General features: G+C 66.6%; 19 protein-coding genes and 1 tRNA gene (1 of these 20 cut by a window edge). 11 read left to right on the top strand and 9 right to left on the bottom strand.

The features are described from left to right. Both mgtE and IPM60_15820 read right to left on the bottom strand, forming a co-directional pair. Nucleotides 1–512: the beginning of a magnesium transporter gene (gene mgtE, locus IPM60_15815; protein MBK8909278.1), read on the bottom strand. The gene continues 922 nt to the left of window position 1, outside the view; the window shows 512 of its 1,434 coding nt (coding positions 1–512); the start codon lies at nt 510–512; its stop codon lies off the left edge, out of view. Nucleotides 513–655: 143 nt separating this feature from the next. Further along, nucleotides 656–742, bottom strand: a tRNA-Leu gene (locus IPM60_15820). A gap of 252 nt (nt 743–994) precedes the next feature. Here IPM60_15820 and lipB point away from each other — a divergent pair. Then, nucleotides 995–1,711, top strand: a complete 717-nt coding sequence (gene lipB / locus IPM60_15825; protein MBK8909279.1) for a lipoyl(octanoyl) transferase LipB — start codon at nt 995–997, stop codon at nt 1,709–1,711. A gap of 161 nt (nt 1,712–1,872) precedes the next feature. Beyond that, nucleotides 1,873–2,856: a diguanylate cyclase gene (locus tag IPM60_15830; protein ID MBK8909280.1), complete on the top strand. Its 984-nt coding sequence runs from the start codon at nt 1,873–1,875 to the stop codon at nt 2,854–2,856. Between the two features lie 72 nt (nt 2,857–2,928). On the opposite strand, the gene IPM60_15835 is transcribed toward IPM60_15830, so the two are convergent. After that, nucleotides 2,929–4,917 carry a PhoX family phosphatase gene (locus tag IPM60_15835; protein MBK8909281.1) on the bottom strand — a complete coding sequence of 663 codons (1,989 nt, stop codon included), beginning with the start codon at nt 4,915–4,917 and terminating at the stop codon, nt 2,929–2,931. 320 nt (nt 4,918–5,237) lie between these two features. Here IPM60_15835 and IPM60_15840 point away from each other — a divergent pair, with 320 nt between their 5' ends. After that, nucleotides 5,238–7,031: an acyl-CoA dehydrogenase gene (locus tag IPM60_15840; protein ID MBK8909282.1), complete on the top strand. Its 1,794-nt coding sequence runs from the start codon at nt 5,238–5,240 to the stop codon at nt 7,029–7,031. On the opposite strand, the gene IPM60_15845 is transcribed toward IPM60_15840, so the two are convergent. Beyond that, nucleotides 6,944–7,759 (bottom strand): hypothetical protein, encoded by an 816-nt coding sequence (locus IPM60_15845; protein ID MBK8909283.1) that lies wholly within the window; start codon nt 7,757–7,759, stop codon nt 6,944–6,946. The genes IPM60_15840 and IPM60_15845 overlap by 88 nt on opposite strands. 336 nt (nt 7,760–8,095) lie before the next feature. Between IPM60_15845 and lptF the strand changes: the two genes are divergently transcribed. The 8 genes from lptF to IPM60_15885 all read left to right on the top strand — a co-directional run bounded on the left by lptF (nt 8,096) and on the right by IPM60_15885 (nt 17,898). After that, entirely contained in the window at nt 8,096–9,220 is a 1,125-nt protein-coding gene (gene lptF / locus IPM60_15850) for an LPS export ABC transporter permease LptF (protein ID MBK8909284.1), read from the top strand. A gap of 132 nt (nt 9,221–9,352) precedes the next feature. Then, the gene (gene lptG, locus IPM60_15855) at nt 9,353–10,453 is read left to right on the top strand and encodes an LPS export ABC transporter permease LptG (GenBank protein MBK8909285.1); all 1,101 of its coding nucleotides are present in this window, start codon (nt 9,353–9,355) and stop codon (nt 10,451–10,453) included. 13 nt (nt 10,454–10,466) lie between these two features. Further along, nucleotides 10,467–12,614 (top strand): LPS-assembly protein LptD, encoded by a 2,148-nt coding sequence (locus IPM60_15860; GenBank protein ID MBK8909286.1) that lies wholly within the window; start codon nt 10,467–10,469, stop codon nt 12,612–12,614. A gap of 32 nt (nt 12,615–12,646) precedes the next feature. Beyond that, nucleotides 12,647–13,909, top strand: a complete 1,263-nt coding sequence (locus IPM60_15865; GenBank protein ID MBK8909287.1) for a peptidylprolyl isomerase — start codon at nt 12,647–12,649, stop codon at nt 13,907–13,909. 23 nt (nt 13,910–13,932) lie between these two features. Next, a complete protein-coding gene (gene pdxA, locus IPM60_15870) occupies nt 13,933–14,973 on the top strand; it encodes a 4-hydroxythreonine-4-phosphate dehydrogenase PdxA (GenBank protein ID MBK8909288.1) in 1,041 nt (346 codons plus the stop codon). Beyond that, on the top strand, nt 14,970–15,824 hold the full coding sequence (gene rsmA / locus IPM60_15875; GenBank protein MBK8909289.1) for a 16S rRNA (adenine(1518)-N(6)/adenine(1519)-N(6))-dimethyltransferase RsmA: 855 nt from the start codon (nt 14,970–14,972) through the stop codon (nt 15,822–15,824). Before pdxA ends, rsmA begins: the two co-directional genes overlap by 4 nt. Continuing rightward, complete coding sequence (locus IPM60_15880; protein ID MBK8909290.1) at nt 15,821–16,780, top strand: DMT family transporter; 960 nt, start codon at nt 15,821–15,823, stop codon at nt 16,778–16,780. Before rsmA ends, IPM60_15880 begins: the two co-directional genes overlap by 4 nt. Beyond that, nucleotides 16,777–17,898 (top strand): PQQ-dependent sugar dehydrogenase, encoded by a 1,122-nt coding sequence (locus IPM60_15885; GenBank protein MBK8909291.1) that lies wholly within the window; start codon nt 16,777–16,779, stop codon nt 17,896–17,898. Before IPM60_15880 ends, IPM60_15885 begins: the two co-directional genes overlap by 4 nt. A 42-nt stretch (nt 17,899–17,940) precedes the next feature. Here IPM60_15885 and IPM60_15890 read toward each other — a convergent pair whose 3' ends face one another. The 5 genes from IPM60_15890 to IPM60_15910 form a co-directional block, all read right to left on the bottom strand. Then, nucleotides 17,941–19,074, bottom strand: a complete 1,134-nt coding sequence (locus IPM60_15890; GenBank protein MBK8909292.1) for an AI-2E family transporter — start codon at nt 19,072–19,074, stop codon at nt 17,941–17,943. A 16-nt stretch (nt 19,075–19,090) separates the two neighbouring features. Further along, nucleotides 19,091–20,407 (bottom strand): L-fucose:H+ symporter permease, encoded by a 1,317-nt coding sequence (gene fucP / locus IPM60_15895; protein MBK8909293.1) that lies wholly within the window; start codon nt 20,405–20,407, stop codon nt 19,091–19,093. A gap of 42 nt (nt 20,408–20,449) precedes the next feature. Then, nucleotides 20,450–21,415, bottom strand: coding sequence for a fructokinase (locus IPM60_15900; GenBank protein MBK8909294.1), 966 nt, complete (start codon nt 21,413–21,415; stop codon nt 20,450–20,452). A gap of 82 nt (nt 21,416–21,497) precedes the next feature. Next, on the bottom strand, nt 21,498–22,160 hold the full coding sequence (locus IPM60_15905) for an outer membrane lipoprotein carrier protein LolA (protein ID MBK8909295.1): 663 nt from the start codon (nt 22,158–22,160) through the stop codon (nt 21,498–21,500). Nucleotides 22,161–22,340: 180 nt separating this feature from the next. Continuing rightward, on the bottom strand, nt 22,341–24,737 hold the full coding sequence (locus IPM60_15910; protein MBK8909296.1) for a DNA translocase FtsK 4TM domain-containing protein: 2,397 nt from the start codon (nt 24,735–24,737) through the stop codon (nt 22,341–22,343). Nucleotides 24,738–24,917 lie beyond the last annotated feature (180 nt).

Consider the following 24,917-nt stretch of genomic DNA (forward strand, 5'->3'; position numbering starts at 1 on the left):
ACCGCCACCAACTCACGGCGCATCAGCCGCCCGGCGCTGTACTCCGGATAGCCGAGACCTTCCTCGATGAGCGCCCGTTCTTCGGCGGGGATTTCGTCGAGGAGCTGTCGCTGCTCCGCGGCGCCCAGTTCCGACAGAACGAGGACGGCATCGTCCGTCTCGAGCGCGGTGAGAGCTGCCGCCGTTTCTTGCGGACCGAGGACTTCCATGACCTCGTCACGGACAGTCTCGTTGAGCTCCGCGAGAACCTGCGGGCGAAAATCGGCGCGCGTCGCTTCCACGAAATCGCGGCGGCGTTCGCCGTCCAGGCTCTGGAGCAGGTCAGCGACGTCCGCGTCGTGGACGTCGGCGATCAGGTCATGAAGCTGAGCGCGATCGTCCCGCTGGAGGGCATCCGCGACCGCGTCGATGAACGTGGACTCGAGCTCAAAGCCCTCCCCGGCTCCGTCCGGGCGGCATCCTCCTCTGCCTGGCGCTCGACATCGGTCACATCGACGGCCTTTCGTCCTCATGCCGATCGCAGCGTGCTGCCGACGCCGGCGGCAACGTCATGGCTCGCAAATGTGGCCGCCGCGTACCGCTTGATCGCATGAAATGACCGCTCGGCGCTGGATCAACCAACGGTCCGAGGCGGTCAGCGGACCGGCCCGTCATCTGGTGCGGTCGAGAAGACTCGAACTTCCACGGGGTCTCCCCCACAGCGCCCTCAACGCTGCGCGTCTACCAATTCCGCCACGACCGCAAAAGGCTTGCGGCAGGATCGATGCCTGCCGTCTGATAGAGTGCGAATAACAGATCGCGGCACTTCGATCAAGACTTGGCCGGTCAAGGCTGGGCCGGTCAAGGCTGGGCCGGTCAAGGCTGGGCCGAAAAGAACAGGTGAACGAACGTGAAATCGACAACCTTGCCCGCCATCGCAGAGAGCGTCGGACCTCGGCCAGCGGATCGAGTCCCGTGGACCGCCGGATGGGAGCAGCATCGTAGGGACGGCGCCGTGGACGCGGCAGAGCGCGTGGAGTGGCTGATCAGTTCCGCCCCCGTGGACTATCGGCTCGCGGTGAACGCGATGGAGGCGCGCGTCGCCGATATCCGCGCCGGCGCCGAACGAGAGGCGGTGTGGTTGCTGGAGCACGATCCGGTTTACACGGCCGGGACCAGCGCCCGGCCGGAGGAGCTCCTGGATCCGGCCGGCGTCCCCGTCGTCGCCACCGGACGCGGCGGACGCTACACATTCCACGGCCCCGGCCAGCGCATTGCCTACGTCATGCTGGATCTCCGCCAACGAGGCGCCGACGTGCGTCTGTTCGTGCGGGGATTGGAGGACTGGATCATCGCGTCATTGGCCGCCTTCGGGGTGCACGGGGATCGGCGCGACGGCCGCGTCGGCATTTGGGTGGTCCTGAAAGACGGCAGCGAGGCCAAGATTGCGGCGATCGGGGTCCGCATCCGCCGGTGGGTCACTTACCACGGGATCGCCGTCAACGTGTCGCCGGACCTCCGGCGGTTCGCGGGCATTGTCCCGTGTGGCGTTGTCGGGCACGGGGTGACGTCCCTCCGGGACGTGGGGGTCGACATCGAGCTCCCACAATTGGACCGGGTTCTGCGTGCCACCTTCCCCTGGCACGGCGCAGCCAACCCTGGCGCGTCATCGTATCAGCCTCGCTTGGGTCCGGAAACGGTCCCGGACGAGGTAACCGAATTAGGTACGTAAGCTAACCCATTCGAACGATGAACCCTTTTGGGATTGTGCTTGCCCCGAACCGGTGTAGGGTGCGTCGCAAGAACGGCAGAATACGGCTCCCGCACAGCACGGCATGGGCTCGATCGAGTTGCGGACCAGACAATGGGGTGCTCGATGATTGGCTTTCAGACGTGAGTGGAAACCGGGACGCGTTGGGCGACTCTTCGAGGCTGCCGGACACCACGGAGACGGTCGGCCGAGGCGTGCTAATGGGCTCCGGCGGACCTTCTCTTGCTCTGCATGCACTGCATTTGCTGGACAGGATCGCAGGTGAGCACGCGCACTGGCTGAAGCACTGGCACTTCCGCATCCTCTTGCGGCGTGCCCCCGATGCGGGCGCCGAGGGGGACGCGGACGTCTTTCCGATGCAGGCGTGGAGCGAGGCCCGAGAAGATCCGTACCTGCGAAGCCACCCGTCGTTCGTGCTCCTGTACGAAAAGCACCAGAGCATGACGGCCCACGCCGAAGCTCTCGCCCGCGCCGTGAACGCCCACGGCGAAGTCCCCGCCGAAGCCTACAGCTGGTTCATGGATATGGTTCTGGACATGACGGTGGCGCTCCGTCAGATCCAGAACGACATCTGGAGCCTCGTGGCCAATGTCGATCCGTTGACCGGCCTCGGCAACCGCCAGGCCATGTGGGCCCGGCTCCGAATCGAAGCCGACCGCCACGCCCGCGGCAGCCAGTCGTGCTGCGTCGCTATGGTCGACCTGGACATGTTCAAACCGGTGAACGACAAGTACGGCCACACCGCCGGTGATGTGGTGCTGCAGACCGTCGCCTCGTTGCTGGTGTCCGGCACCCGGCCTTACGATGCGGTGTTCCGCTTCGGCGGCGACGAGTTCCTGTTGTGCCTGCCGAACGCCCGGCCGATGGACGCGTGGACCATTCTGGAGCGGCTGCGGCTGACCGTTGCGGAGACGCCCATCACCATCGAGCGGCACGGCGAGGTCAAGACAACGCGGCATGGCGAGGTCAGAACAACCGTGTCGGTCGGGATCGCGCCCCTGATTGGCGGCCACGGCATCGAGAACGCCGTCGAGCGGGCCGATCAGGCCCTCTACGCCGCGAAGCGTGGCGGTCGCGATCGCGTTTCCGTCTGGAACAGAAGCTGATCCGCCGCGCCTCTGGCCGCCGCTTCCGGAGCGCGGCGCACGGCGTGCGCGCCGCGCGAGATCAACCCGCCCTCATTCGCCGACCATGCCGCCGTCGTTTTTGGTGATGACGACAACGGACGGGCGGGGGGGCATGTCGTCCTTGAAGTCGGGCCAGCGGGTCGCCGGGTCCTCGAATGTGGACTTGCGCTCGAACCCCGGATAATCCTCGGTGCCGTCGGTCGCCGGATGCTGGACCGCGACGAACAGGGTGCGGCCGTCCGCCGTGAATTGCGGGCCGCACATCTCGGCGCCGATTGGCACCCGGAAGAACATTTTCCCGGTGCCGCGGAGTTCCCCCTCGGTCTCCAGTCCCCAGACGCCGTCGGCGGTGCCGGTCTTCGCCCAGCTGGAGCCCTGGTCGGTCGCCACCCACAAGCGACCCTGCGGATCCACCGCGCAATTGTCCGGCGAGGCGAACCAGCCGTTTTCGCTGGTCGCCGCATTCCAGCGCGCACCGACCTCGGGTTTGGCCGGATCGCCGCACAGCACCAGGATCTCCCACGTTCCCCCCGTGGCGGCGTGATTGCCGCCGGCCGGCGCGATCTCGATGATGTGGCCGAAGCGGTTCTCGGCGCGCGGATTGGCGGCGTCCGTCTGCTCCGGCTCGCGCTTGGAGTTGTTGGTCAGCAACACGAACACCTTGCCGGAGGCGGGATCGGCTTCGACGTCTTCGGGCCGATCCATCGGCGTGGCGCCGAGGACGTCCGCCGCGCGCCGGGTTTCGATCAACACGTCGGCCTGGCTCGCGAAGCCGTTCTCGGCGGTCAGCCCGTTCTCGCCGTGCACCAGCGGCAGCCACTCGATGCGGCCGTCGTCGAGGAAGCGAGCGACGGAGAGGGTGCCACGGTCGAGCAGGTCCATGTTGGCGGCACGGTCGGCCGCGTCGAAAATGCCGTCGCTCACGAACCTGTAGAGGTATTCGAAGCGCTGGTCGTCGCCCGAATAGATGACGACGCGACCGTCGGTGTTGACGATCGTCTCGGCGCCCTCGTGCTTGAAGCGGCCAAGCGCGGTGCGCTTCCTCGGCGTCGACGCAGGGTCGAGGGGGTCGATCTCGACGATCCAGCCGAAGCGGTTGGCCTCGTTCGGCTCCTTGTTGATGTCGAAACGGTCGTGAAACCGTCCCCAGGCATAGCCGGGCTTCCCGAGGCCATAGCGCTTATAGTTGGCGTGCTCCGGATGGTCCTCTGCAAGCGTTCCCCAGAAGTACGTGTGGAAGTTCTCCTCACAACTCAGATACGTACCCCACGGCGTCATTCCGCCGGCGCAGTTGTTGATCGTGCCGATGACTCTGAGTCCGGACGGATCCGCGAGAGTCCGGACTCGGGCGTCGCCCGCCGCCGGGCCGCTCAGCTCGAATTCCGTCGCGAGCGCGGTGATGCGGCGATTGAGATCGCCGTCCCCGACCACGCGCCAGCCCGTTTCGTCCCGCTGCACCTCGAGCACCGAAGTGCCGTGAGCAGCCATCTCGACGTCGACGCGCTCGCGCGTCGCACTATCGAGATCGCCGCGGCCATAGAAGTCGCCGGAGGGGAACATCACCTCTTCGCTGGTGTATTCGTGATTGACACAGAGGACGCCGCGCGCCGTGTTGGCGGAGCCGAAGGGGAGGCCTAGATAGCCGATGTAGTCGTTGTTGTAGCCGAACTGCTGCGATTGGGCGGCGGCGCTCTGGTTCATCGGATCGAACGGCGGCGCGCCGGAGACGACGGGGTCGCCCCAGCGGATCAGGATCCGGGCGTCGTGCCCTGGAGCCACGTGGTGGGTCTCGTCCACACCGTGCGCGATCTCTCGGAACTTGAAGCGGGAGGCTGCCGCCCCGGCGGCGGGCGCCACCCAGGACAACAGACCGCCCGCCGCACCGATGGCCGTGACCGCCAGCGATCCCATGAGCATCTCACGCCGCCCGAGACGGAGCGCAATCACGTCGCCGAGCGTCGGAACCGCCGGCGTCTGCGCCGGAAGCCCTTCGTCCGCCGCGTCGGCGTCACGACCCGATGATCTCGTCCTGTCGTTCATCCCTCCTGCCCTCCATCCGGTGCCCACTCTGACCACTCCGCAAGCTGCCGCCGCGCCCGAGCACGTCCCGCCGGGCGTGAGCAACACCTTAATGCAGGCTGTTGCCGTCGATGCCTGCATTAAAGCGTCAAACCTCGAAACTTTCGCGACACTTCCGTGACGTTTTGCCTCCGCGTCCGCAACGGGCGGCGGACGGCGGCGTCGCACGGTCGGCAAATTGACGCTCGTTCCGGTAGCGACTACTTTACCGTAACGGCTTCGCTTGCCGCCGCTGCGACCGCTCAGCAACCGAGGAAACGAACCAGGGAGGGCCGACGACCATGACATATGCCGCACCCGTGCGCGACATGCGGTTCGTCATCAACGAACTCGCCGATCTCAAGACGGTTGCCGCGTTGCCCGGCTGCGAAGAGGTCACGCCCGATCTGGTCGACGCCATTCTGGAGGAAGCTGGCAAGTTCGGCGCCGAGGTACTGGCGCCCATCAACGCCATCGGCGACACCCAGGGCTGCCATTGGGACAACGGCGTCGTGCGCACCCCCGACGGCTTCCGCGACGCCTATCGCCAGTTCGTCGACGGCGGCTGGAACAGCGTGCCTTTCGACCCTGAGTACGGCGGCCAGGGCCTGCCGTGGCTGGTGGCGACGGCGGTGACCGAGGTGTGGCATTCCGCCAACATGGCGTTCGGCCTGTGCCCGATGCTGAGCCAGGGCGCGTCCGAACTTCTTCACGCTTACGGCACCGAGGACCTGAAGGCGACCTATCTGCCTAAGATGGTTTCCGGCGAGTGGACCGGGACGATGAATTTGACCGAGGCCGGGGCGGGGTCAGATCTGGCGCAGGTGCGCACCCGTGCGTTCCGGGACGGCGACGGCTATCGGCTGGTGGGCCAGAAGATCTTCATCACCCACGGCGAGCACGACATGGCGGAAAACATCATCCACATGGTGCTGGCCCGCTCGCCGGACGGACCGCCGGGGACCCGCGGCCTGTCGCTGTTCCTGGTGCCGAAGCTCATTCCGAACCCGGACGGCGGCGTCGGCAAGCGCAACGATCTTCGCTGCGTGTCCATCGAGCACAAGCTCGGCATCAACGGCAGCCCGACGGCGGTAATGTCGTTCGGCGACGACGGCGGCGCCGTAGGCTACCTGATCGGCAAGGAGAACGCCGGCCTCGCCCACATGTTTCTGATGATGAACAACGCCCGTCTGTCGGTCGGGCTCGAGGGGGTGGGCATCGCCGAGCGCGCCTACCAGCTCGCCCGCGCATACGCCCTGGAGCGCGTCCAGGGCCGCATGCTCGGCGGCGCCGATCCGTCGCCGGTGACAATCGCCCACCATCCGGACGTTCAGCGTATGCTGATGTCCATGAAGTCACAGACCGAGGCAGCGCGCGCCCTGGCGTATTACACCAGCGCCTGTCTCGACGTCTCCAATCGCCACCCGGACGAATCAGTGCGGCGCCGCAACGACGCGCTGGTCGGGCTGCTGACGCCGGTGGTCAAGGCATGGTCGACGGAGATCGGCATTGAGGTGGCCAACACCGGCATACAAGTCCTCGGCGGGATGGGCTACATCGAGGAGAGCGGCGCGCCGCAGCACCTGCGCGACGCCCGCATCGCCGCCATCTACGAAGGCACCAACGGCATCCAGGCCAACGATCTGGTGGGCCGCAAGGTCGTTCGGGAAAATGGCGAAACGGTTCGCGCGCTGATCGCGACGATCAGCGGGTTCGACCGCCAGGCCGCGGCGGCCGCCGGGGACGACACGCGGGTCATCGGCGATGTCTTGGCGACCGCAACGGCCGACCTGTCCGCGGCCACCGACTGGCTGCTGAACGCCTACCCCGCCGACCCGAAACGCGCTGCTGCCGGCGCGGTGCCCTATCTGCTGCTGCTCGGCACCGTCGCCGGCGGCTGGCTGATGGCGAAAGGCGCAATGGTCGCGGCGCGCGGGCTGGCCTCGGGCCAAGGAGATCCCCATTTCTACCGGGCCAAACTGCTCTCGGCGCGCTTCTTCGCGGACTCCTACCTGACACGTTCGGGAGGTCTGCGGGCGGGGGTCGAGCGGAGCGGAGGGGCGTTGACCGGCCTCGATCCTGCCCGGCACTTGTAGGAATTCACGCGTTGCTGTTGCTCGCGGACGCTCTGCCGCGTGCTCCAGGCGCTCCGCAAGTACAGGGTCACGTAAAGGATTAGAAAAAGCTCGTGCCCTTCCTTCAACGGCACGACGTAGGGGCGGATGAGATCATCGTCCAGATCGAGACCGATGACCAGGCGCCCGGTCAACCATAGGCCGAAGGCGATAACCGCGCTCGCCCACAGCGTTTCAGGCGGCCAGATCCGCCGCAGACCGTCGCCGAGGAGGTGGGCAGCGTGGCGGCGGCGGGACGCGTACAAGGGCCACAGCACACCGGTGACCAGCACGGCCCCTGCCATCAGCAACTTGGGCACTTGCTCGCTCCAACCGCTCAGGTTGTGCAGGTTCGTCTCTCCCTGAATGTTGATCTGCGCGAACCCGCGCGGCGTCATCCAGCCGAACCACTGCTGCCCCCAACTGATCTCCTCGCCCGCCAGGATAACGAGGCCGATGACGAACCCCAGGTACCACAGGCTCGTCAGGCGGTCCGAAACCGACCTCCAGTACCGGAACAGCAGCCACGCATAAACGGCGCCGGCGAGGCTGAGGGCGACCGTCCCGTTCTCGATGATGCCGCGCTCGCTGACGATCAGCAGGTGGTACCACTCCGGTATTGGAAGCAGGGCCACCGCCATGGCCGCAAGCGCGAGCAGCAGCGCCAGCGGGAGCCAGCGCTCGGTCGCACCGGCCCGAACGAAGACCATCCTGACGTGCGTCGTGCTTTCCAACTGAACCTTGCCCTGCAACTCGATTCGGCGGCGCCGCAGCCAACCAAAGTTCTGTCATGAAACCGTCACGTTTATCAATGTCGTTCTAGTCGCGCAGGTTCCGGACGTCGGCGGATGAGGGGAGCGGCGGCGAGCAAGCGGAAGCGTGGCGGCCCACTGGTATGCGGCCCCGCGATGCGCGCACGCGAGCCCCGCCATGGGGTTTTGTTCTTGATGTTTTTCGCTTTTTTCCCCAGTGTCATACGGCTGCGCCGATGTCGTGACCGGCGCGCCGTGCTCCGTCGCTGACCGGGATTCCTTGATCCGCCGACCATGACCCCGTTCGATCGTAACGTCATCCGACAGCTCGGCATCGGCATCGTGTTCGTGACCGCCGGCCTGACCGGCGTGCTATGGCTGAGCCAGTCGCTGCGATTCGTCGACTTGATCGTCAACCGCGGCCTCGGGACCGGCACGTTCTTTCATCTGATCATGCTATTGCTGCCGGACTTCCTGGTGGTCATTCTGCCGGTGGCAGTTTTCGTCGCGGTGCTGTTCACGTATGCGCGCCTCCTCAACGACCGGGAAGCGGTGGTGCTGGCGGCCGTGGGAGTGAGCCCTCTGGGCCTCGCCAAACCGGCCCTGGTCACCGCCGCCGCGGCGACTGCGGCAGCGTATGCGCTCTACTTCACCGTGATCCCGGCGGCGCACCGCACCTTCAAGGAGCTGCAGTGGGATATCCGTTACAACTATTCCCACGTTCTGCTGGAGGAGGGCGCCTTCGCCGACTTCGGCAAGGGTATCACTGTTTATGTCCGCGAGCGGTCGAGCGACGGATCGCTGCGCGGCATCCTGGTTCACGATGCGCGCGATCGCGCCGACACCTATACGCTGATGGCCGAGCGGGGAGCGCTGGTGCAGACGGACGAGGGGGCGCGCGTGGTGCTGTTCAACGGATCGCGCCAACAAGTGGACGAAGAAAGCAACAAATTCTCCATTCTCTATTTCGACCGGTACGCCTTTGATCTCGACCAGAGGCGGCAGACTCCGGCCAACCGCTTCCGGGAGGCGCGTGAGCGCTCGCTCTCGGAGTTGTTCGACGTGCGCAACGACCCCGGCGTCCCCGAACGGGATTATGGCAAGTTCATCGTCGAGGCGCACCGGCGCCTGACCGCGCCGGTGGCGTCGGTGGGCTTTACCCTGATCGGCGTCGCCGCCCTGTTGACCGGCCGCTTCCGGCGCAGCGGCCAGCTTCGCGCGAGCCTCGTCGCCATCGCGCTGGTCACCGCCTTCGCCATGGCGAGCTTGGCAATCGAGAACGTCGCGGCGCGCAACCTGGCATTCCTGCCGTTGATGTACGCAGGTATTCTGCTGCCGGCCGCCGGCGGTTTGTTCGTTCTGTTACACCAGCCGCAACTTGGCGGGCTGCCTGCCCGCTTCAGGATGACCGAGGGCTGAGCGCCTAGTGCACAGACCCATTCAGATGGTACATCTGACTGGGTCAAATCGTGCACTAGAATCAATTGGTTGCGTGCAGCGACCGTGCACTCTTTGAATGCACCGCTGCACTAGGGATTGGAACCGACTCGCGTGCGACTTTCGCCAACCCTCTCCGTCTACATCGGCCGCCACTACCTGTTGGCGTTCCTTGTGATGATAGCGCTGTTCCTGGTCATCATTCTGCTCGCCGACAGCATCGAGCTGTTGCGGCGGACCGCCGGCCGGCCCCACGTCGGCTTCGGCATGGTCCTGGAGATGGCGCTGCTGAAGCTGCCTTACATGGGCCAACGCACTTTTCCGTTCGCCGGTCTGTTCGCGGGCATTCTCCTGTTCTGGCGCCTGTCGCGGAACCATGAGCTGACGGTGGTGCGCGCCTCCGGCGTTTCGGCATGGCAGTTCCTGGTCCCGGTCCTGTTCGTCGCCTTCGCGTTAGGGGTGCTCCAGATCACCGTGTTCAACCCATTGTCCGCCACCTTCTTCGCCCGTTACGAGCGGGAAGAAGCGTTCCTGATCGACCAGTCGCGCAACACGCTGGCCATTTCCGACAGCGGCCTGTGGCTGCGTCAGGTTGGGGGCTCCGGCCAATCGGTCGTCCATGCCCAGCACGTTCTGCAATTAGACAACGGGATCGAGCTGCGCGACGTCTCGTTTTTCAACTATGAGGGGACCGACACGTTCGCCGAACGCATCGACGCCGCTTTCGCCCGTCTGGAGAACGGCCACTGGCTGATGCGGGACGCCTGGCAGATGACCCCGGAACAACCCTCACGCTTCCATGCCGAGTTGACCTTGCCGACGGATTTGACCGTCGCCCGCATTCAGGACAGCTTTGCCTCACCCGAGACGATTTCGTTCTGGCAACTGCCGGAATTCATTGCGACCCTGGAAAGATCGGGGTTCTCGGCAGTCGCCCACCGTCTGCAGTTCAATGCGTTGTTGGCGGCGCCGCTTCTGATGTGCGCCATGGTGCTCATAGCCGCCAGTTTCAGCCTCCGCCATCCGCGTAAGGGCGGAACGCTCTACGTGGTCGCCGGCGGATTATTGTCGGGCTTTGTGCTGTACATATTCTCGGACGTTGTGTTTGCGATCGGGCTGTCAGATCGCCTGCCGATCGCTTTGGCGGCCTGGACCCCGGCGGTGGTCGCGACCCTGTTGGGCCTGTCGACCTTGCTCCACCTCGAGGATGGGTAGGAAGCACCTGGGGATGCCGACGAGACTGTTCATAGTAGCGCTCATCCTGTTGACGATCGTGGGAATCGGAGCGGGCACGGCGAAGGCGGCTGGTGCGTCGCCGGCGCTCGACCCGGACCAGCGGGATCTTCCGATCCTGTTCACCGCCGATGAAGTCAGCCACGACCGGGCGCTCTCCATCGTCCGCGCCAGCGGCAACGTGGAAATCTCCCACGCCGATCGGGTGCTGCTCGCCGATGCCGTCACCTACAACCAGAATCTTGATCTGGTCACTGCGACCGGCAACATCGCACTGCTGGAGTCCTCCGGCGAGGTGCTGTTCGCCGAGCACATGGAGATCACCGGGGACCTCAAGAGCGGCGTCATCGAGGACTTTCGCGCCCTCCTCGCCGATGGCTCGCGGCTTGCCGCCGCCGGCGGACGCCGCCAGGACGGCAACCTTACAGAGATGCGAAAGGGCGTATACTCGCCTTGCAACCTCTGCGCGGAGGACCCGAGGGCGGCGCCGCTGTGGCAGGTCAAGGCGGTCAGCATCGTGCATGATCAGGAAGCCAAGGAGATTACTTACTCGGACGCGTGGCTCGAATTCGCCGGGCTGCCGATCGCCTACACTCCGTACCTGTCGCACCCCGACCCAAGCGTCAAACGCAAGAGCGGCGTTCTGGTCCCGACGTTCGGCGACGACTCCCTGCTCGGCCTGATCGTCCAGGCTCCGTACTTTTGGGTGATAGACGACACCAAAGACGCGACGATCACGCCGATCATCACGACCAAGGAGGGGCCCGCCCTCGCGCTCGAATACCGCCAGCGCCTGAAGAAGGGCGAGCTGCAGATGTCCGGCAGCGGGGCGCATGACTCCAGCGAATTCCTCGGGCACGTGTTCAGCGAGTTTCGGTACGACATCAACGACACGTGGCGCGGCGGCGTCGACTTCGACCGAACCACCGACGACACCTATCTCCGCCGCTACGGCTTCGGCAATGAGCGCACACTGACGTCGCGCGGGTTCGTCGAGGGCTTTCGCGGGCGCAACTATCTGACCGGCGGGGCCTATGCATTTCAGTCGCTGGAGGATGGCGTCGATGATGCGGAGATCCCGTTGGTCTTGCCGATCGTCGACTACAACCATGTGGGGACGGCAGACCGCTTCGGCGGGCGCCCTACCTTCGACGCGAACCTGGCCGTGCTGACCCGCGAGGACGGAACCGACACGCGTCGGCTGTCGACCCGTGCTGGCTATGAAGTGCCGTTCCGCGATCCTATCGGCGGCGTCTACACGCTTTCAGCCGGCCTGTGGGGCGACGGCTACCACGTCAGCGATCAAGAGATCGAGGGCGAGCCGGGCGCGTTCAGCGGCGTCACCGGGCGCGTCTGGCCGCAGGCGGCGCTCGAGTGGCGGATGCCGTTCGTCCGCGCAGACAAGGCTTTCGACCAAGTGATCGAACCGGTGGTGCAGTTCGTCGTGTCGCCGATTGGCGGCAATCCGGAGGAGATCCCTAACGAGGACAGCCTCGACGTCGAGCTGGCGGAAAACAACGTCATCAGTACCGACCGGTTTCCCGGGCTCGATCGGGTGGAAGGGGGCGCCCGCATCAATTACGGTCTCGGCTGGGATCTGTTCCGCCTGGCTGACGGCAGCGCCAGCGCCTTCGTCGGCCAATCCTATCGCTTCCACGCCGATTCCTCGCCGGAGCCGGCGTCCGGCCTCGACGGCAACCTGTCGGATCTGGTCGGCACCGTCGATCTGACGTTTCTGCCATGGTTCGACATGCAATATCGAACCCGCGTCGACCAATCGGAATGGACATTCGCCCGCAACGAGCTGGGTTTCGGCGGCGGCCTCAAGGCGCTGTACTTGAGCGGGACATATGTATATTTCGCCGACGAGGCTGGCGATGAATTTCAGGGGCGTGAGGAGCTGACCATGACGGCGCGGTCGCAACTGACGCGCTTCTGGCGGGGCCGGATTTTCGGCACCCGCGACCTGGCCGAGAATCAGCAGTTGCGGTATGGCATCGGCCTGACCTACGAGGACGAGTGCTTCCTGTTCGATACCAGGCTGCTGCGCGAGGAATTCCGCGACCGTGATCTTGAACCCAGGGACTCCCTGTTTTTCCGCATTGCCTTGAAGACCATCGGCGACCTGGGGTTCGGGCTGTGAGCGGGCGGCGCCCGTCCTCTCTGCGGATGAGCGTGGCCGCCTTGATTCTGGCCGTGGCGTCGGCGGCGGCTTTGCTCGGACAGCCCACGCCGGTGCTGGGCCAGAACACGCTGCGCATCGCCGCGGTGGTCAACGACGACATCATTTCCATAGCCGATCTGGAAAATCGCATCACGCTCCTCCTGGCCACCTCGAACCTCCAGAACACCGAGGCCAACCGCAGCCGCTTTCGCGGCATTGCGCTCCGCGGCCTGATCGATGAGCAGCTCAAGGTCCAGGAAGCGAAGCGGCTCGAGGTGCGCACCGACCGCGAGGAGGTCGACCGCGCCCTCAGCCAGATCGCCGGACAATTGCGCGTTCCGCCGGAGCAGCTTGCGGAGTTCCTGCGCCAGAACGGCGTCAGCATGCGCACCTTGCGGGATCAGGTGGAGGCCGAGATCGCTTGGGTCAAGGCCGTCTCCAACCAGATGCGCGGCAAGGTGGACGTGACGGACGACGAGGTCGCCGCCCGCATCGACCGCATGAGCCGGGACGCCGGCACGCCCGAGTACCGGATCGCAGAAATCTTCCTGCCGGTCACGGACCCCGGCCAGGATGCGGAGGTCCGCAAGCTGGCCGACAGCCTGCTTCAGCAGATCGCGTCCGGCGCCAGCTTCCCGGCACTGGCGCGCAACTTCTCGCAAGGGCCGACTGCCGCGGCAGGCGGTGATCTCGGCTACGTGCGCCCGGAGCAGTTGCCGGTCGACCTGCGGGAGGTTGTGGACCGCATGAACCGCGGCGAGCTATCGCGGCCGATCCGCACCGTCAACGGCTACTACATCATCGTCGTCATCGACAAACGGGTTTCAGAAGGATTGCAGAGGGGCGCCATCGATATGACCTTGAGCCGGCTGGTGGTCGCCCTGCCGCCGGAACCGACGCCGCAGGACGTGCAGAACCGGATGGATCGGGCGCGGTCCCTGGCAGCCGGGGCGGCCAGCTGTGGAGAGCTGGAGGCATTGGCGGGCGAGTCGGATGTGGAGGCTGCCGACAGCCTCGGTCGTGTCGATCTGGACGAGATCCAGGAGCCACTGCGCAGCGCCGTCCGCACCCTCGCCGTCGGCGAAAAAAGCGCGCCGGTGCGCATCGACGAGGGCATCTCCGTGCTCATGGTGTGTGACCGTCGGGAGGACGCCACCGATGCCGAGGCTCGCGAGAGGGTTCGCCAGATGCTGGCGAACGAACGCCTGAGCGCCGCGGCGCGCCGCATGCTTCGGGATCTGCAGCGCGAAGCGTTCATCGATATTCGTCTGTGAGTGGTAATGCCGCCGGGGCGCATATGAGCGTGACGGCCGCGCCCACGATCCGGCCCCTCGTAATGACGATGGGCGAACCGGCCGGCGTCGGCGGCGAGATCGCCCTGAAAGCGTGGCTTGGCCGCAAAGGCGACCCAGCCATCCCGGTGTTCGCGGTCATTGATGACGCGGCCCGTCTGGAGCGGCTGGCGACGCTGCTCGGCCTTGATGTTCCGATCCGCCCGATTGCGGACATTGCGGACGCCGGCGCGGCGTTCGGCGCCGGTCTGCCGGTTCTGCACCAGCCGCTGGCGGGGGAAGTCGTGCCGGGACAGCCCAACCCGGACAACGCCCCGGCCGTCATCACCGCCATCACCCGCGCCGTCGCGTTGGTCCAGTCCGGCGCCGCCGGGGCCGTAGTCACCAACCCGATCCACAAGAAGACCCTCTACCGCAGCGGCTTCGCCTTCCCCGGCCATACCGAGTTCCTTGCCGCCTTGGCCGGCGGCGGCGCGTATCCGGTGATGATGCTGGTCGGCGGCGGGTTGAGGGTGGTGCCGGTGACGATCCATATGAGGCTGCGGGACGCCATCGATGCGCTCGATGGCGACGCAATCGTCCGAACGGCGGCGACGACCCACGACGCCCTGCAGCGGGATTTCGGGATCGCCCGGCCGCGGCTGGCGGTCGCCGGCCTCAATCCCCACGCCGGCGAGGATGGCGACATGGGGTGCGAGGAAATGCAGATCGTCGCCCCGGCAATCGCGCGTCTGCGGGAGCGCGGCCTCGCCGCGTTCGGGCCGGTCCCGCCCGACACTCTGTTCACCGCGGCGGCGCGCTGCGGCTATGACGCCGCCATCTGCATGTACCACGACCAGGCGCTCATCCCGCTGAAGGCGCTGGCCTTCGACCAGGGAGTCAACGTCACTTTGGGGCTGCCGTTCGTACGCACCTCGCCGGACCACGGCACCGCCTTCGACATCGCCGGACGCGGCGTCGCGGACGCGCAAAGCCTGGTTGCGGCGCTGAAGCTGGCGGCGGCCATGGCCGGCCGGCGCGCCGGGCTCGCGACGTTCGTCCGATGAGCCCGCCACGCGCGTTGCCGTCTTTGCCGCCGGTCCGCGATGTCATCGCCCGCCACGGGCTCGATGCTCGACGCTCGCTTGGCCAGCATTTCTTGCTCGACCTCAATCTGACAGCCCGGGTGGCGCGCGCCGCCGGCGACCTCACCGGGATGTCGGTGATCGAGGTTGGGCCGGGACCGGGCGGCCTCACCCGCGCGCTGCTGGAGGCGGGCGCCGAACGGGTAGTGGCCATCGAGAAAGATCCCCGCTCCGCCGCGGCAATGAGGGAAATGGCCGCCGCCGTCTCCGATCGGCTCCAGGTGGTGGAGGCGGACGCCCTGACGGTGGACCCCGCATCGCTGGCGCCGCCGCCCCGCAAGATCGTCGCCAACCTGCCCTACAATATCTCGATCCCGCTGCTGCTCCTGTGGCTCCGAAACATTGGCGACTACGCCGGCTTGACGCTGATGTTCCAGAAAGAGGTCGCCGACCGCCTGACCGCCAACCCCGGCGCTTCGGCGTATGGCCGGCTCACCGTCATCACGCAATGGCTGTGCACGGTGCGGCGGGAGTTCAACGTGGACCGCAACGCCTTCACCCCGCCGCCGCGCATCACGTCGACCGTGGTGAGCCTGATACCGCGTCCCGAGCCGCTGGCGCCGGCGTCGTGGGAGGCTCTGGAGCGGGTCACGGCGGCCGCCTTCGGGCAACGCCGCAAGATGCTGCGCGGCAGCCTCAGATCTCTCCGCCTCGACCCGGCGAGCGCCGGCATTGCGCCGACCCGGCGCGCCGAGGATCTGTCGGTGGCGGAGTTCTGCGCATTGGCGCGAGCCCTGGGCGATGCCGACGCCGGCACAACATCCAGTCCATGAAGATTGGCCGCCAACGTCAGCGCCGCGAGGAAGTTCGGCGAATTGGCGCTTTCTCGGCTTGGATGCTTCTGGCCATCGCCGCCCTGTGCTGGGCCGGCAACTTCGTGCTCGGACGCGCCATGCACGCCGAGATTCCGCCGGTGGCCTTCACGTTCTGGCGCTGGACCGTCGCCGGCCTCGTGCTGCTGCCGTTTGCCGGCCGGGATCTGTGGCGCCACCGCGCCGCCTTCATGCGCCACTGGCCGCTGGCGGTGGCCCTGGCGGCGACCGGCGTCTGTCTGTTCCACGTTCTTGTCTACACCGCCCTTCACTCCACCACCGCCACCAACGCCGGTCTCATCCTCGCCATCACGCCGCTGGTCATCCCGGTCATGTCCTATGTCTTCGACAGGACGCCGCTGTCCGTGCGTCAAGCCCTCGGAATCGCGCTGTCGCTGGTCGGCGTCGGCGTCATCATCGTCCGCGGCGATGTGGCGGTGCTCAGGGGACTGCGCCTCGCCGACGGCGATCTCTGGATGCTGTTGGCGGTGCCCACCTGGGCGCTCTACGCCCTCCTGCTGCGCCACGTGCCGGACGACTGGCCGTCGCTGGCGACCATCCTTGCCATCACCGCCTGCGGTCTCGTGATGCTCGCACCCCTGTACGCTTGGGAACTGGCGGTGGTCGGCGGACTTGCCCTGACTCTCGACAACATCACCGCTCTTGCTTACGTTTCTGTATTCGCGTCGGTCGTCGCCTACATCTGTTGGAACCGCGGCGTCGCCGTGATCGGCGCCACCCGGGCCGGGCTGTCCATGCACCTGACGCCGCTGTTCGCCGCGGCGCTGGCGGTCGTGCTGCTAGGAGAGCGCCTGCACCCGTTCCACGCGGTCGGCGTCGTCCTGATCGGGCTGGGAATCCTGCTCACCGCGACCGAGCGGCCCCGGCCGCTGCGCGTTTCGGAGAAGGGCACATGAACCACCTGGCGCTGCTGTTGTTTTCCATTCTCGTCGTCGGAGCGCCGCTCCAGGTGCGGGCTGCGGAGCGCCTCATAGAAACCGAGAGCGGTCCGGTTCGGGTCGAGACGGCCGCCTCCGGGCTCGCGCATCCGTGGGGGCTGGCTTTCCTGCCCGACGGTCGGATGCTGGTGACGGAACGGCCGGGGCGTCTCCGCATCGTTGAGCCGGACGGCAAAGTGTCAAGGCCGGTGACCGGCACGCCGGAGGTATTCGCGGACGGCCAGGGCGGGCTCCTCGACGTGGCCCTGGATCCGGCGTTCGCGTCCAACCGCCTCGTCTACCTGTCCTTTGCCGAGCCTGGAAGCGGCGGCGCGTCGACGGCGGTGGCGCGCGGACGGCTGGACGGGGCCGCGCTTCGCGATACGGAGGTCATCTTCCGCCAGCAGCCGAAGGTGAGCGGCGGCGCCCATTTCGGCTCGCGTCTCGCGTTCGCGCCCGACGGCGCCCTTTTCGTGACCCTGGGCGAGCGCTTCAAGTTCGAGCCGGCTCAAGACCTCGGCAACCATCTCGGCACCATCGTCCGCATTCTTCCGGACGGCTCGGCGCCCGGCGACAACCCGTTCGTCGGCCGCCGCGACGCCATGCGGGAAATCTGGTCCTACGGCCACCGCAACGTCCAGGGCGCAGACATCCATCCGGAAACCGGAGCTCTGTGGTCGCTGGAATTCGGGCCGCGTGGCGGCGACGAGCTCAACATCCCGGAGGCAGGCCGCAACTACGGCTGGCCGTTGGTGAGCTGGGGGCGGCACTACGGCGGGGCCGATATTCCGGACCCGCCGACCCGTCCCGACTTCGCCGGCTCTGTCTACCACTGGGTCCCGGCCATCTCGCCCTCCGGCATGGCCTTCTACACCGGCGACCTGTTCCCGGAGTGGCAGGGCGATCTGCTGATCGCCGGGCTCGGCTCCGAAGCGCTGGTGCGTCTCAGCCTGGATGGGGAAACCGTGACTGATGAGGAGCGCATCCCCATGGGCGCCCGCATCCGCCAGGTCCGCCAGGGCCCCGAAGGCGCCGTCTACCTCCTCACCGACCAGTCCGATGGCGAAATCCGCCGCCTGACGCCGGGGGAGCGGTAGCTCCTCGCTACAGCCCCCCGCGCCGCCAGAACCTGCACACATTCAATCCCCCGCGGTCGGGGGGGATCCTCGCGTACCACTTTTGGACACCGGCAGTTCGGGTTCGCGGTAGAGGGGGCTCTCCAGGTAGCGCTCGATGCCGTATCGCACCAGCACGCCCACGACGGCGGCGGCGGGGACCGCCAGCAGCGCGCCGGTGAGGCCGAGCAGCGCGGTGCCGGCGATGACGGCGAACATCAGCCACACCGGATGCAGGCCTACCCGGTCGCCGACGATCTTCGGCTGCAGCACGTAGCCCTCCAGCGCCTGGCCGGTGCCGAACACCGCGAGAATGAGGACGATCGGCAGCCAGCCGTCGAACTGGGCGAGGCCGACGCCGATGCTGGTGACCAGGCCGACGATGTTGCCGACGAACGGGATGACCGAGATCAGACCGGCGCCGATCCCGATCAGGAGTCCGAAATCGAGCCCGATCGCCAGAAGTCCGACGGCGTACCAGCCGCCAAGCAACAGGACCACGATGAGTTGGCCGCGGAGGAAGCCCGACAGACGATCGTTGATCTCGCCCATGATGGTGCGGATGCGGGGGCCGCCCTTCTGCGGCAGCAGGCCGTCGAGCCGCGCCACCAGCCGATCCCAGTCGCGCAGCAGGTAGAAGGCGACCACCGGGGTGATGATGAGCAGGCCGAACAGATTGAGGACAGCGGCGCCGCCGCTCAGCACCCCCGACAGCAGCTTGCCCGCCCATTCCGTGGTCTTCCCGGCGTAGCTCTGCAGGAACGACTCGATTTGCTGCTCCTGCCCCGGACCGAGCCTGGCCTTGAGGTCCGCGATGTGGGGCGTGATGGCGTCTCGCGCCATTTCCGCGTACTGGGGCAGGCGGCCGATGAAATCGCCGATCTGGGCGCTCAGCACCGGGATCAGGACGATCAACACGGCGACGAACGCAAGGACGAACCCGGCAACAATCAGCGCCGCCGCCGCCCCGCGCGGCACCCGGGCCCGCTCGAGCCGATCGGCCAAGGGATCGAGCAGGTAGCCGATCGCGAGGCCAACGATGAACGGCAGCAGCGCGGCCCGCAGCAGATAGAGCACGAACGCGGCCGCGGCCGCAATCACCAGCCACAACACGAGGCGGCGCTCGGCGCTCATTCGCTGCGGTCTCTCTTCGCTCATGGTGATCAGAGACCCTTCATCTGGTGCGCCTCGATTCAGGAGCCGGCGCGGACCGCGTCTTCGAGGTCAGGTCGAACACGCCGTACGCGGCGACGACCAGGAAGCAGGCCGCGGGCACGACGTAGGAGGTCGCGGCGCCGAAGTTGTCGATCGCCGCGCCCTGCACCATCGGCATCAGGGCGCCGCCCAGGATCGCCATGACCAGGCCCGCGGCGCCGAACTTGGTGTCCTCCCTGAGACCGTGGAGAGCGATGCCGTAAATGGTGGGAAACATCAGCGACAGGCTGGCCGAGATGCTGACGACTGCCCAGACGCCGGAGATGTCGGGGCTGATGATCGCATAGGCGGCAAGGGCGGATCCCACGATCGCCATCGCCATCAGCAGCAGCGCCGGCCGCACATAGCCCATGATCCAAGTCATGACGAAGCGCGACACGAGAAACACCAGGAGGCTGTATTGCAGATACTGTCCGGCGTTGGCCTCGTCGCCGCCGATCGCCTCCTGCACGTACTGGATGGTAAAGGTCCACGTGCATGTCTGCGCCGCTACATTGAAGAACTGGGCGATGACGCCGAACCGGTAGTGGCGATTGCGGAACAATCTGCCGAGGGTGGCGCCGAAATGCACGTCTTGCAGATCCTCCGCCGTTGCTTCGTGGGTCTTCGGGACCTTAAGCAAGGCGATCGCCAGCCAGATCAGCAACAGCACCAGGGCCATGCCGACGTAGGGTGTCATGACCGCGTTCAATTCCGCCGTCTGGACGGCGCGCAGCGCCTCCGCGGACATGGCTCGGCGTTCGTCGCCTGTCGCTTGGTTGAGGTTCGGCAGGATCAGCGTCGCCGCCAGGAACACGCCGAGGTTGGTCCCCACCGGATTGAAGGCCTGGGCGAGATTGAGGCGTCGCGTCGCGTTGGCCTCCGGCCCCATGGCGATGACGAACGGGTTCGCGGAGGTCTCGAGGATCGAGAGCCCGGCGGCCAATACGAACAGGGCGGCCAGGAAATAGCCGTAGGTCATGATCTGGCTCGCCGGATAAAACAGGAAGGCGCCAATCGTCGCGAAGCCGAGGCCGGTCAGAACGCCGACCTTGTAGGAATAGCGCCTGTTGATGAACGCTGCCGGTAGAGCCAGACAGAAGTACGCGCCGTAATAGCTGAACTGCACGAGAGCCGATTGGAACGTGCTCATCGTGAAGATTTTGCTGAACACCTTGACCAAGGGATCGGTCATGTTGGCCGCAACACCCCAGGCGGCGAAGCACGTGATCAGCAACACGAACGGGACCACCATGTCGCGGTAGACCAACGGCGTCTTGGATGTCCCGGATGTCATCGCCTCATCCCCTATCCCGTGGCCCCGGATTCAAGGCGGCGCTTATTGCACGCTTTGCTGTTCGAGAAACCTTTCCACATGCCGGCGGGTGGGTAAGGACGGAATGGCGCCGCGGCCGGTGACGGTGAGAGCGCCGACGGCGTTGGCGAACCGGCACACGTCGCGCAGCAACGCCTCGTCGCGCATGGCGGCGCGGTTCTGAAGCAGGCCGGCAAGGAGGCCGGCGGTAAACGCGTCACCGGCGCCGGTGGTGTCGACCGCTTTGACATGGAAGCTTGGCACGAGGCCCATGAAGTCGCTGGTAATGTAGATGGAGCCGGCATGGCCGCTGGTGACGACCATCAGCTTGGTGCGGTCGTTCCACAGATGCTCCTTCGCCTGCGCAGGATCGTTGACGCCGGTGAGAAAGCTCAGTTCGTCTTCGCTGATCTTGACGATGTCGGCCTTGGCGAGGCCGGCCCGAATGCCGTCGCGTGCGGCGGTCGCGTCGGACCAGAACGAGACCCGCAGGTTTGGATCGTAGGAGATCATCGCGCCGGCTTCCTGCGCCGCATCCGCCGCAAACAGCGTTGCGCTTCTGGCCGGCTCGGCCGACAGGCTGATCGAGCCGAAATGGAGGAGCTTGGCGCGGGCGATGGCGCCGAGATCGATGTCAGTGGGGGCGAGTAGCTTGTCGGCGCTGGGGTTGCCGAAGAACACGAATTCCCGTTCACCGTCGGCGCGAAGCGATACGAAGGCGAGCGCCGTCGGCGCATGACGGGTGTATCGGAGGGCACCGATATCGACGCCGTCGGCCTCGAGCGTCCGGGCGAGAAAATGGCCGAACGGGTCGACCCCCACCATCCCCATGAAGCTGCTGTCGACCCCGAGCCGCTTCAGCCCGACGGCCACATTGGCCGGAGCGCCACCTGCCGCCTTTCGAAACGTTAACGCCTCGACCAGGTCCTTTCCGGTCTCGGTGGGAACGAAGTCGACCAGCAACTCGCCGAGGCAAATGGCGTCCGACATGCAAGCCTCCGGGCCACGGCGCAACGGTCTGCGCGATTGTCCTGCCACCTGTCACTGTAACGTGACGCAGCACGTGCGGCTGCTAAAAATCGTCCCTGTAGAAGCGCGGATTGCGAAAGACGAACAGCTCCGGATTGAGCGGCACGTCGAAGCGCGTGTCCAGCAGCGTGACCTCGGTCGTGACGCCCTGGGCATCGACCACCGACCACTTCAGCAGGCGGATCGGGTCGTCGCTGAACACCAGCGTGACGCTGCCCTCGAGGGGGTCCTCGCTCTGCACGATGGTGATCCGGAGCATCCTGTCGTCGTGCTCGAAGCCGGTGATGGTCAGCTCCGGATCGTCGAAGGAGAGGTTGTTTCGAGTAAGAATGCCGGCGGGGGTGCTGTTGATCGGGACGTGGCTGACCTGCTCCAGCTCGCGGTCGAAGTAGACCAGGAGGCCGTTGTTGGCGATGATCAAGACCGGCACGGGCGGGTCGTAATCGATCCGGAGCCGCCCCGGCCGCCACAGGTAAAAATCACCTTCCGCAACTCCCCCGTTGGAGGACACCTGCAGGAACCGCGACTGCAAGGTGCCGAGCCCGTTGAGGTAGCGTTCGAGGCGCTCGATCTGATGGCGATCCTCGGCGCCCAGCCCGGCGCCCCGCGAAGTGGCGGCGGCATGGAGGGAAACGGCAGGAACGGCAACGACGAGACATATCAGTCCGGCGACGGCGATGGCAGTGCGGATCACGGTGAGGCGCATGGAGTCAGCCCTTCGGGAGTGATGCTCATTCATGGTCATCGCGAGCGGTTGCGCAGCGATCGCGTGAACAATCGGGAGAGCTTATGCGGCGTCGCCGTCCGAATTGCCTCGTCGGCTTCGCCTCCTCGCAACGATGATCATCGAGGTTTGCTTCGCCTTGCGCAACGGCGGTTGTGCAGGTTAAACGGCGCGCTCGCCGACCAGCACCTCGCGCCGCCCGACCCGGTCCGGCTTGCTCACCAGACCTTCGGCCTCCATGCGCTCGATGAGGCGCGCGGCGCGATTGTAGCCGATCTGCAGGCGCCGCTGCACGAAGCTGGTCGACGCCTTGCCTTCTCGCGACACGATGGCGACGGCTTCGTCATAGAGATCGTCGCCTGACGGCCCGCCCGCCTCGCCGATCTCGCCGGTGATCCAGGCCGCATCCTCTTCGATGCCTTCGGTCACCTCCTGCACGTACTGCGGCTCGCCCTGGTCGCGCAGGTCGCGCACCACGTCTTCCACTTCCTCATCGCTGACGAACGGGCCATGAACGCGGGTGATGCGGCCGCCGGTCGCCATGTACAGCATGTCGCCTTGGCCCAGAAGCTGTTCCGCCCCCTGCTCGCCGAGAATGGTACGGCTGTCGATCTTGGAGGTGACGTGGAAGCTGATGCGGGTCGGGAAGTTGGCCTTGATGGTGCCGGTGATGACATCGACGGAGGGCCGCTGCGTCGCCATGATCAGGTGGATGCCGGCGGCGCGCGCCATCTGCGCCAAGCGCTGGACGGCGGCTTCGATGTCCTTGCCGGCGACGAGCATGAGGTTCGCCATCTCGTCGACGACGACGACGATGAACGGAAGCGGCTCCAGATCGAGCGGTTGTTCCTCGACAACCGGGCGGCCGTCGTCGTCGAAGCCGGTCTGGACGCGGCGCACCAGCTTCTCGCCTTTGTCGCGCGCCTCGACGACACGGGCGTTGAAGCCGGCAATGTTGCGGACGCCGAGCTGCGACATCATCCGGTAGCGCTCTTCCATCTCGCGCACCGTCCACTTCAAGGCCACGACGGCCTTGGCGGGGTCGGTCACCACCGGCGCGAGCAGGTGGGGGATGCCGTCGTAGACGGACAATTCCAGCATCTTCGGATCGATCAGGATCAGCTTGCATACGTCCGGCGGGCGCCGGTAGAGCAGCGACAGAATCATGGTGTTGATGGCTACGGACTTGCCGGAGCCGGTGGTGCCGGCGATCAACAGGTGCGGCATGCGGGCGAGATCGACGAACACCGGCCCGCCGCCGATGTCCTTGCCCAGGGCGAGGACGAGCTGCCCGGTGTGGCGCTCGAACGCCTCGGCGCTCAGAAGCTCGCGGAGGTACACCATCTCGTGGCGGCTGTTGGGCAGTTCGATGCCGATGACGTTGCGGCCGACGACCACGGCGACGCGGGCCGAAACGGCGCTCATGGAGCGGGCGATGTCGTCGGCAAGACCGATGACCCGCGACGTCTTGGTGCCGGCCGCCGGCTCCAGCTCGTAGAGGGTGACCACCGGACCGGGGCGCACCTTTACGATGTCGCCGCGAACTCCGAAGTCCTCGAGCACGGAGGACAGCATCAGGGCGTTCTGCTCGAGGCTGTCGCGGTTGATCCCCTCGGAGCCGCGGGTGCGCGGCGGCGCCCGCAACAGATCGAGCGGCGGCGGACGGTAGTCGGCATCGAACGCGAATTGCGGCTGACGGCCGGCGTCCGACTTGCGGCCCTTGCTTATTTTTGGCGCCTTTGGGGCGATCAGGTCCTCGTCATCGCGGTCGCGGGCCGCCGCCCTTGTCGAAGAGGGCGCCAGCGCGTCGGCGGGATCCTCGACCAGGCTCGGTCGCGGCGGCGCGAAGGCCGGCTGGCGATGCGCGAGCCAGAGCGATCGGGCCGAAACAAGCGAGCGGGCGCTGGCCAATATTCTCCGGGCTTCGCCGCCAATACGCGGCACGGCGCGCACGGCGTCCGTCAGGAGCCGCGCCAGCGCCTGCCACTCGCCTCGCGAGAGGACGAGGGCCCACGACCACAGCACCGCGCCGCCGATCCCGCACCCTAGTGCCAGTCCGGTCGCGGCCAGCGCCGGATGCAGCGCCTGCCCGAACCGCGCGATGCCCTGCAGCAACAGGAAGCCGATCAGGCCGCCGCTACCGGTGGCGAACGGCCAGGCATGTGGCGTTGGCAGCAGCGCCAGAGCGGCAGCGACCAACGCCGTTGCCGCCACCAGCGCGGGGAGCCGCAGCCGCAGCAGCGGGACGCTCCGCTTGTGCATCAACCGCCAGCCCCACACGGCGAGCGTGATCACCGGAATGAGGATGGCCACCCCGGCCGTCTGCACCATGGCGTCGGAGGCAAACGCGCCGAATCGGCCGAGCAGGTTGTGGGCGGCCGCGTCGGTGATGTGGTTCCAGGACGGATCTGCCGGGTCGTAGCTGAACAAGGCGGCGAGCGCGACAGCGCACGCCATGATTAGGGTCATGCCGGTCAGTTCGCTGAGCCTTCGCGACATCCATGCCCGCACTGCCACGGGAAGCACGGAGTCGGGGCCGATCATCGTCAAGCGAGCCATGTGTGGGCGCAAGAGTGCGGTATTTCTGCGACGTTAGCAAGCGGCCTTGATGCAGGATGTTGGGATCGGCCGGCGCATCTGTCCCATGAAAATCAGGCGTCTCAAAAGGGAACTGCGCCGTTGACGCAATCCACGGCGCAGTCTCCCGGTGTCGAAGCGGGAACAGTGTTGCAGAATTAT

This window comes from Rhodospirillales bacterium (assembly GCA_016710335.1).
Taxonomy (GTDB): domain Bacteria; phylum Pseudomonadota; class Alphaproteobacteria; order Rhodospirillales; family Defluviicoccaceae; genus JADJXQ01.

Bases quoted from the DNA above. Each gene is read 5' to 3' on its own strand.
- IPM60_15890 (MBK8909292.1), bottom strand. From the start codon at position 19,074: ATGAGCGAAGAGAGACCGCAGCGAATGAGCGCCGAGCGCCGCCTCGTG.
- IPM60_15900 (MBK8909294.1), bottom strand. From the start codon at position 21,415: ATGTCGGACGCCATTTGCCTCGGCGAGTTGCTGGTCGACTTCGTTCCC.
- IPM60_15905 (MBK8909295.1), bottom strand. From the start codon at position 22,160: ATGCGCCTCACCGTGATCCGCACTGCCATCGCCGTCGCCGGACTGATA.
- IPM60_15910 (MBK8909296.1), bottom strand. From the start codon at position 24,737: ATGGCTCGCTTGACGATGATCGGCCCCGACTCCGTGCTTCCCGTGGCA.
- IPM60_15840 (MBK8909282.1), top strand. From the start codon at position 5,238: ATGACATATGCCGCACCCGTGCGCGACATGCGGTTCGTCATCAACGAA.
- IPM60_15845 (MBK8909283.1), bottom strand. From the start codon at position 7,759: ATGGTCTTCGTTCGGGCCGGTGCGACCGAGCGCTGGCTCCCGCTGGCG.
- pdxA (MBK8909288.1), top strand. From the start codon at position 13,933: ATGAGCGTGACGGCCGCGCCCACGATCCGGCCCCTCGTAATGACGATG.
- rsmA (MBK8909289.1), top strand. From the start codon at position 14,970: ATGAGCCCGCCACGCGCGTTGCCGTCTTTGCCGCCGGTCCGCGATGTC.
- IPM60_15880 (MBK8909290.1), top strand. From the start codon at position 15,821: ATGAAGATTGGCCGCCAACGTCAGCGCCGCGAGGAAGTTCGGCGAATT.
- fucP (MBK8909293.1), bottom strand. From the start codon at position 20,407: ATGACATCCGGGACATCCAAGACGCCGTTGGTCTACCGCGACATGGTG.
- lptF (MBK8909284.1), top strand. From the start codon at position 8,096: ATGACCCCGTTCGATCGTAACGTCATCCGACAGCTCGGCATCGGCATC.
- IPM60_15885 (MBK8909291.1), top strand. From the start codon at position 16,777: ATGAACCACCTGGCGCTGCTGTTGTTTTCCATTCTCGTCGTCGGAGCG.
- IPM60_15835 (MBK8909281.1), bottom strand. From the start codon at position 4,917: ATGAACGACAGGACGAGATCATCGGGTCGTGACGCCGACGCGGCGGAC.
- IPM60_15860 (MBK8909286.1), top strand. From the start codon at position 10,467: ATGCCGACGAGACTGTTCATAGTAGCGCTCATCCTGTTGACGATCGTG.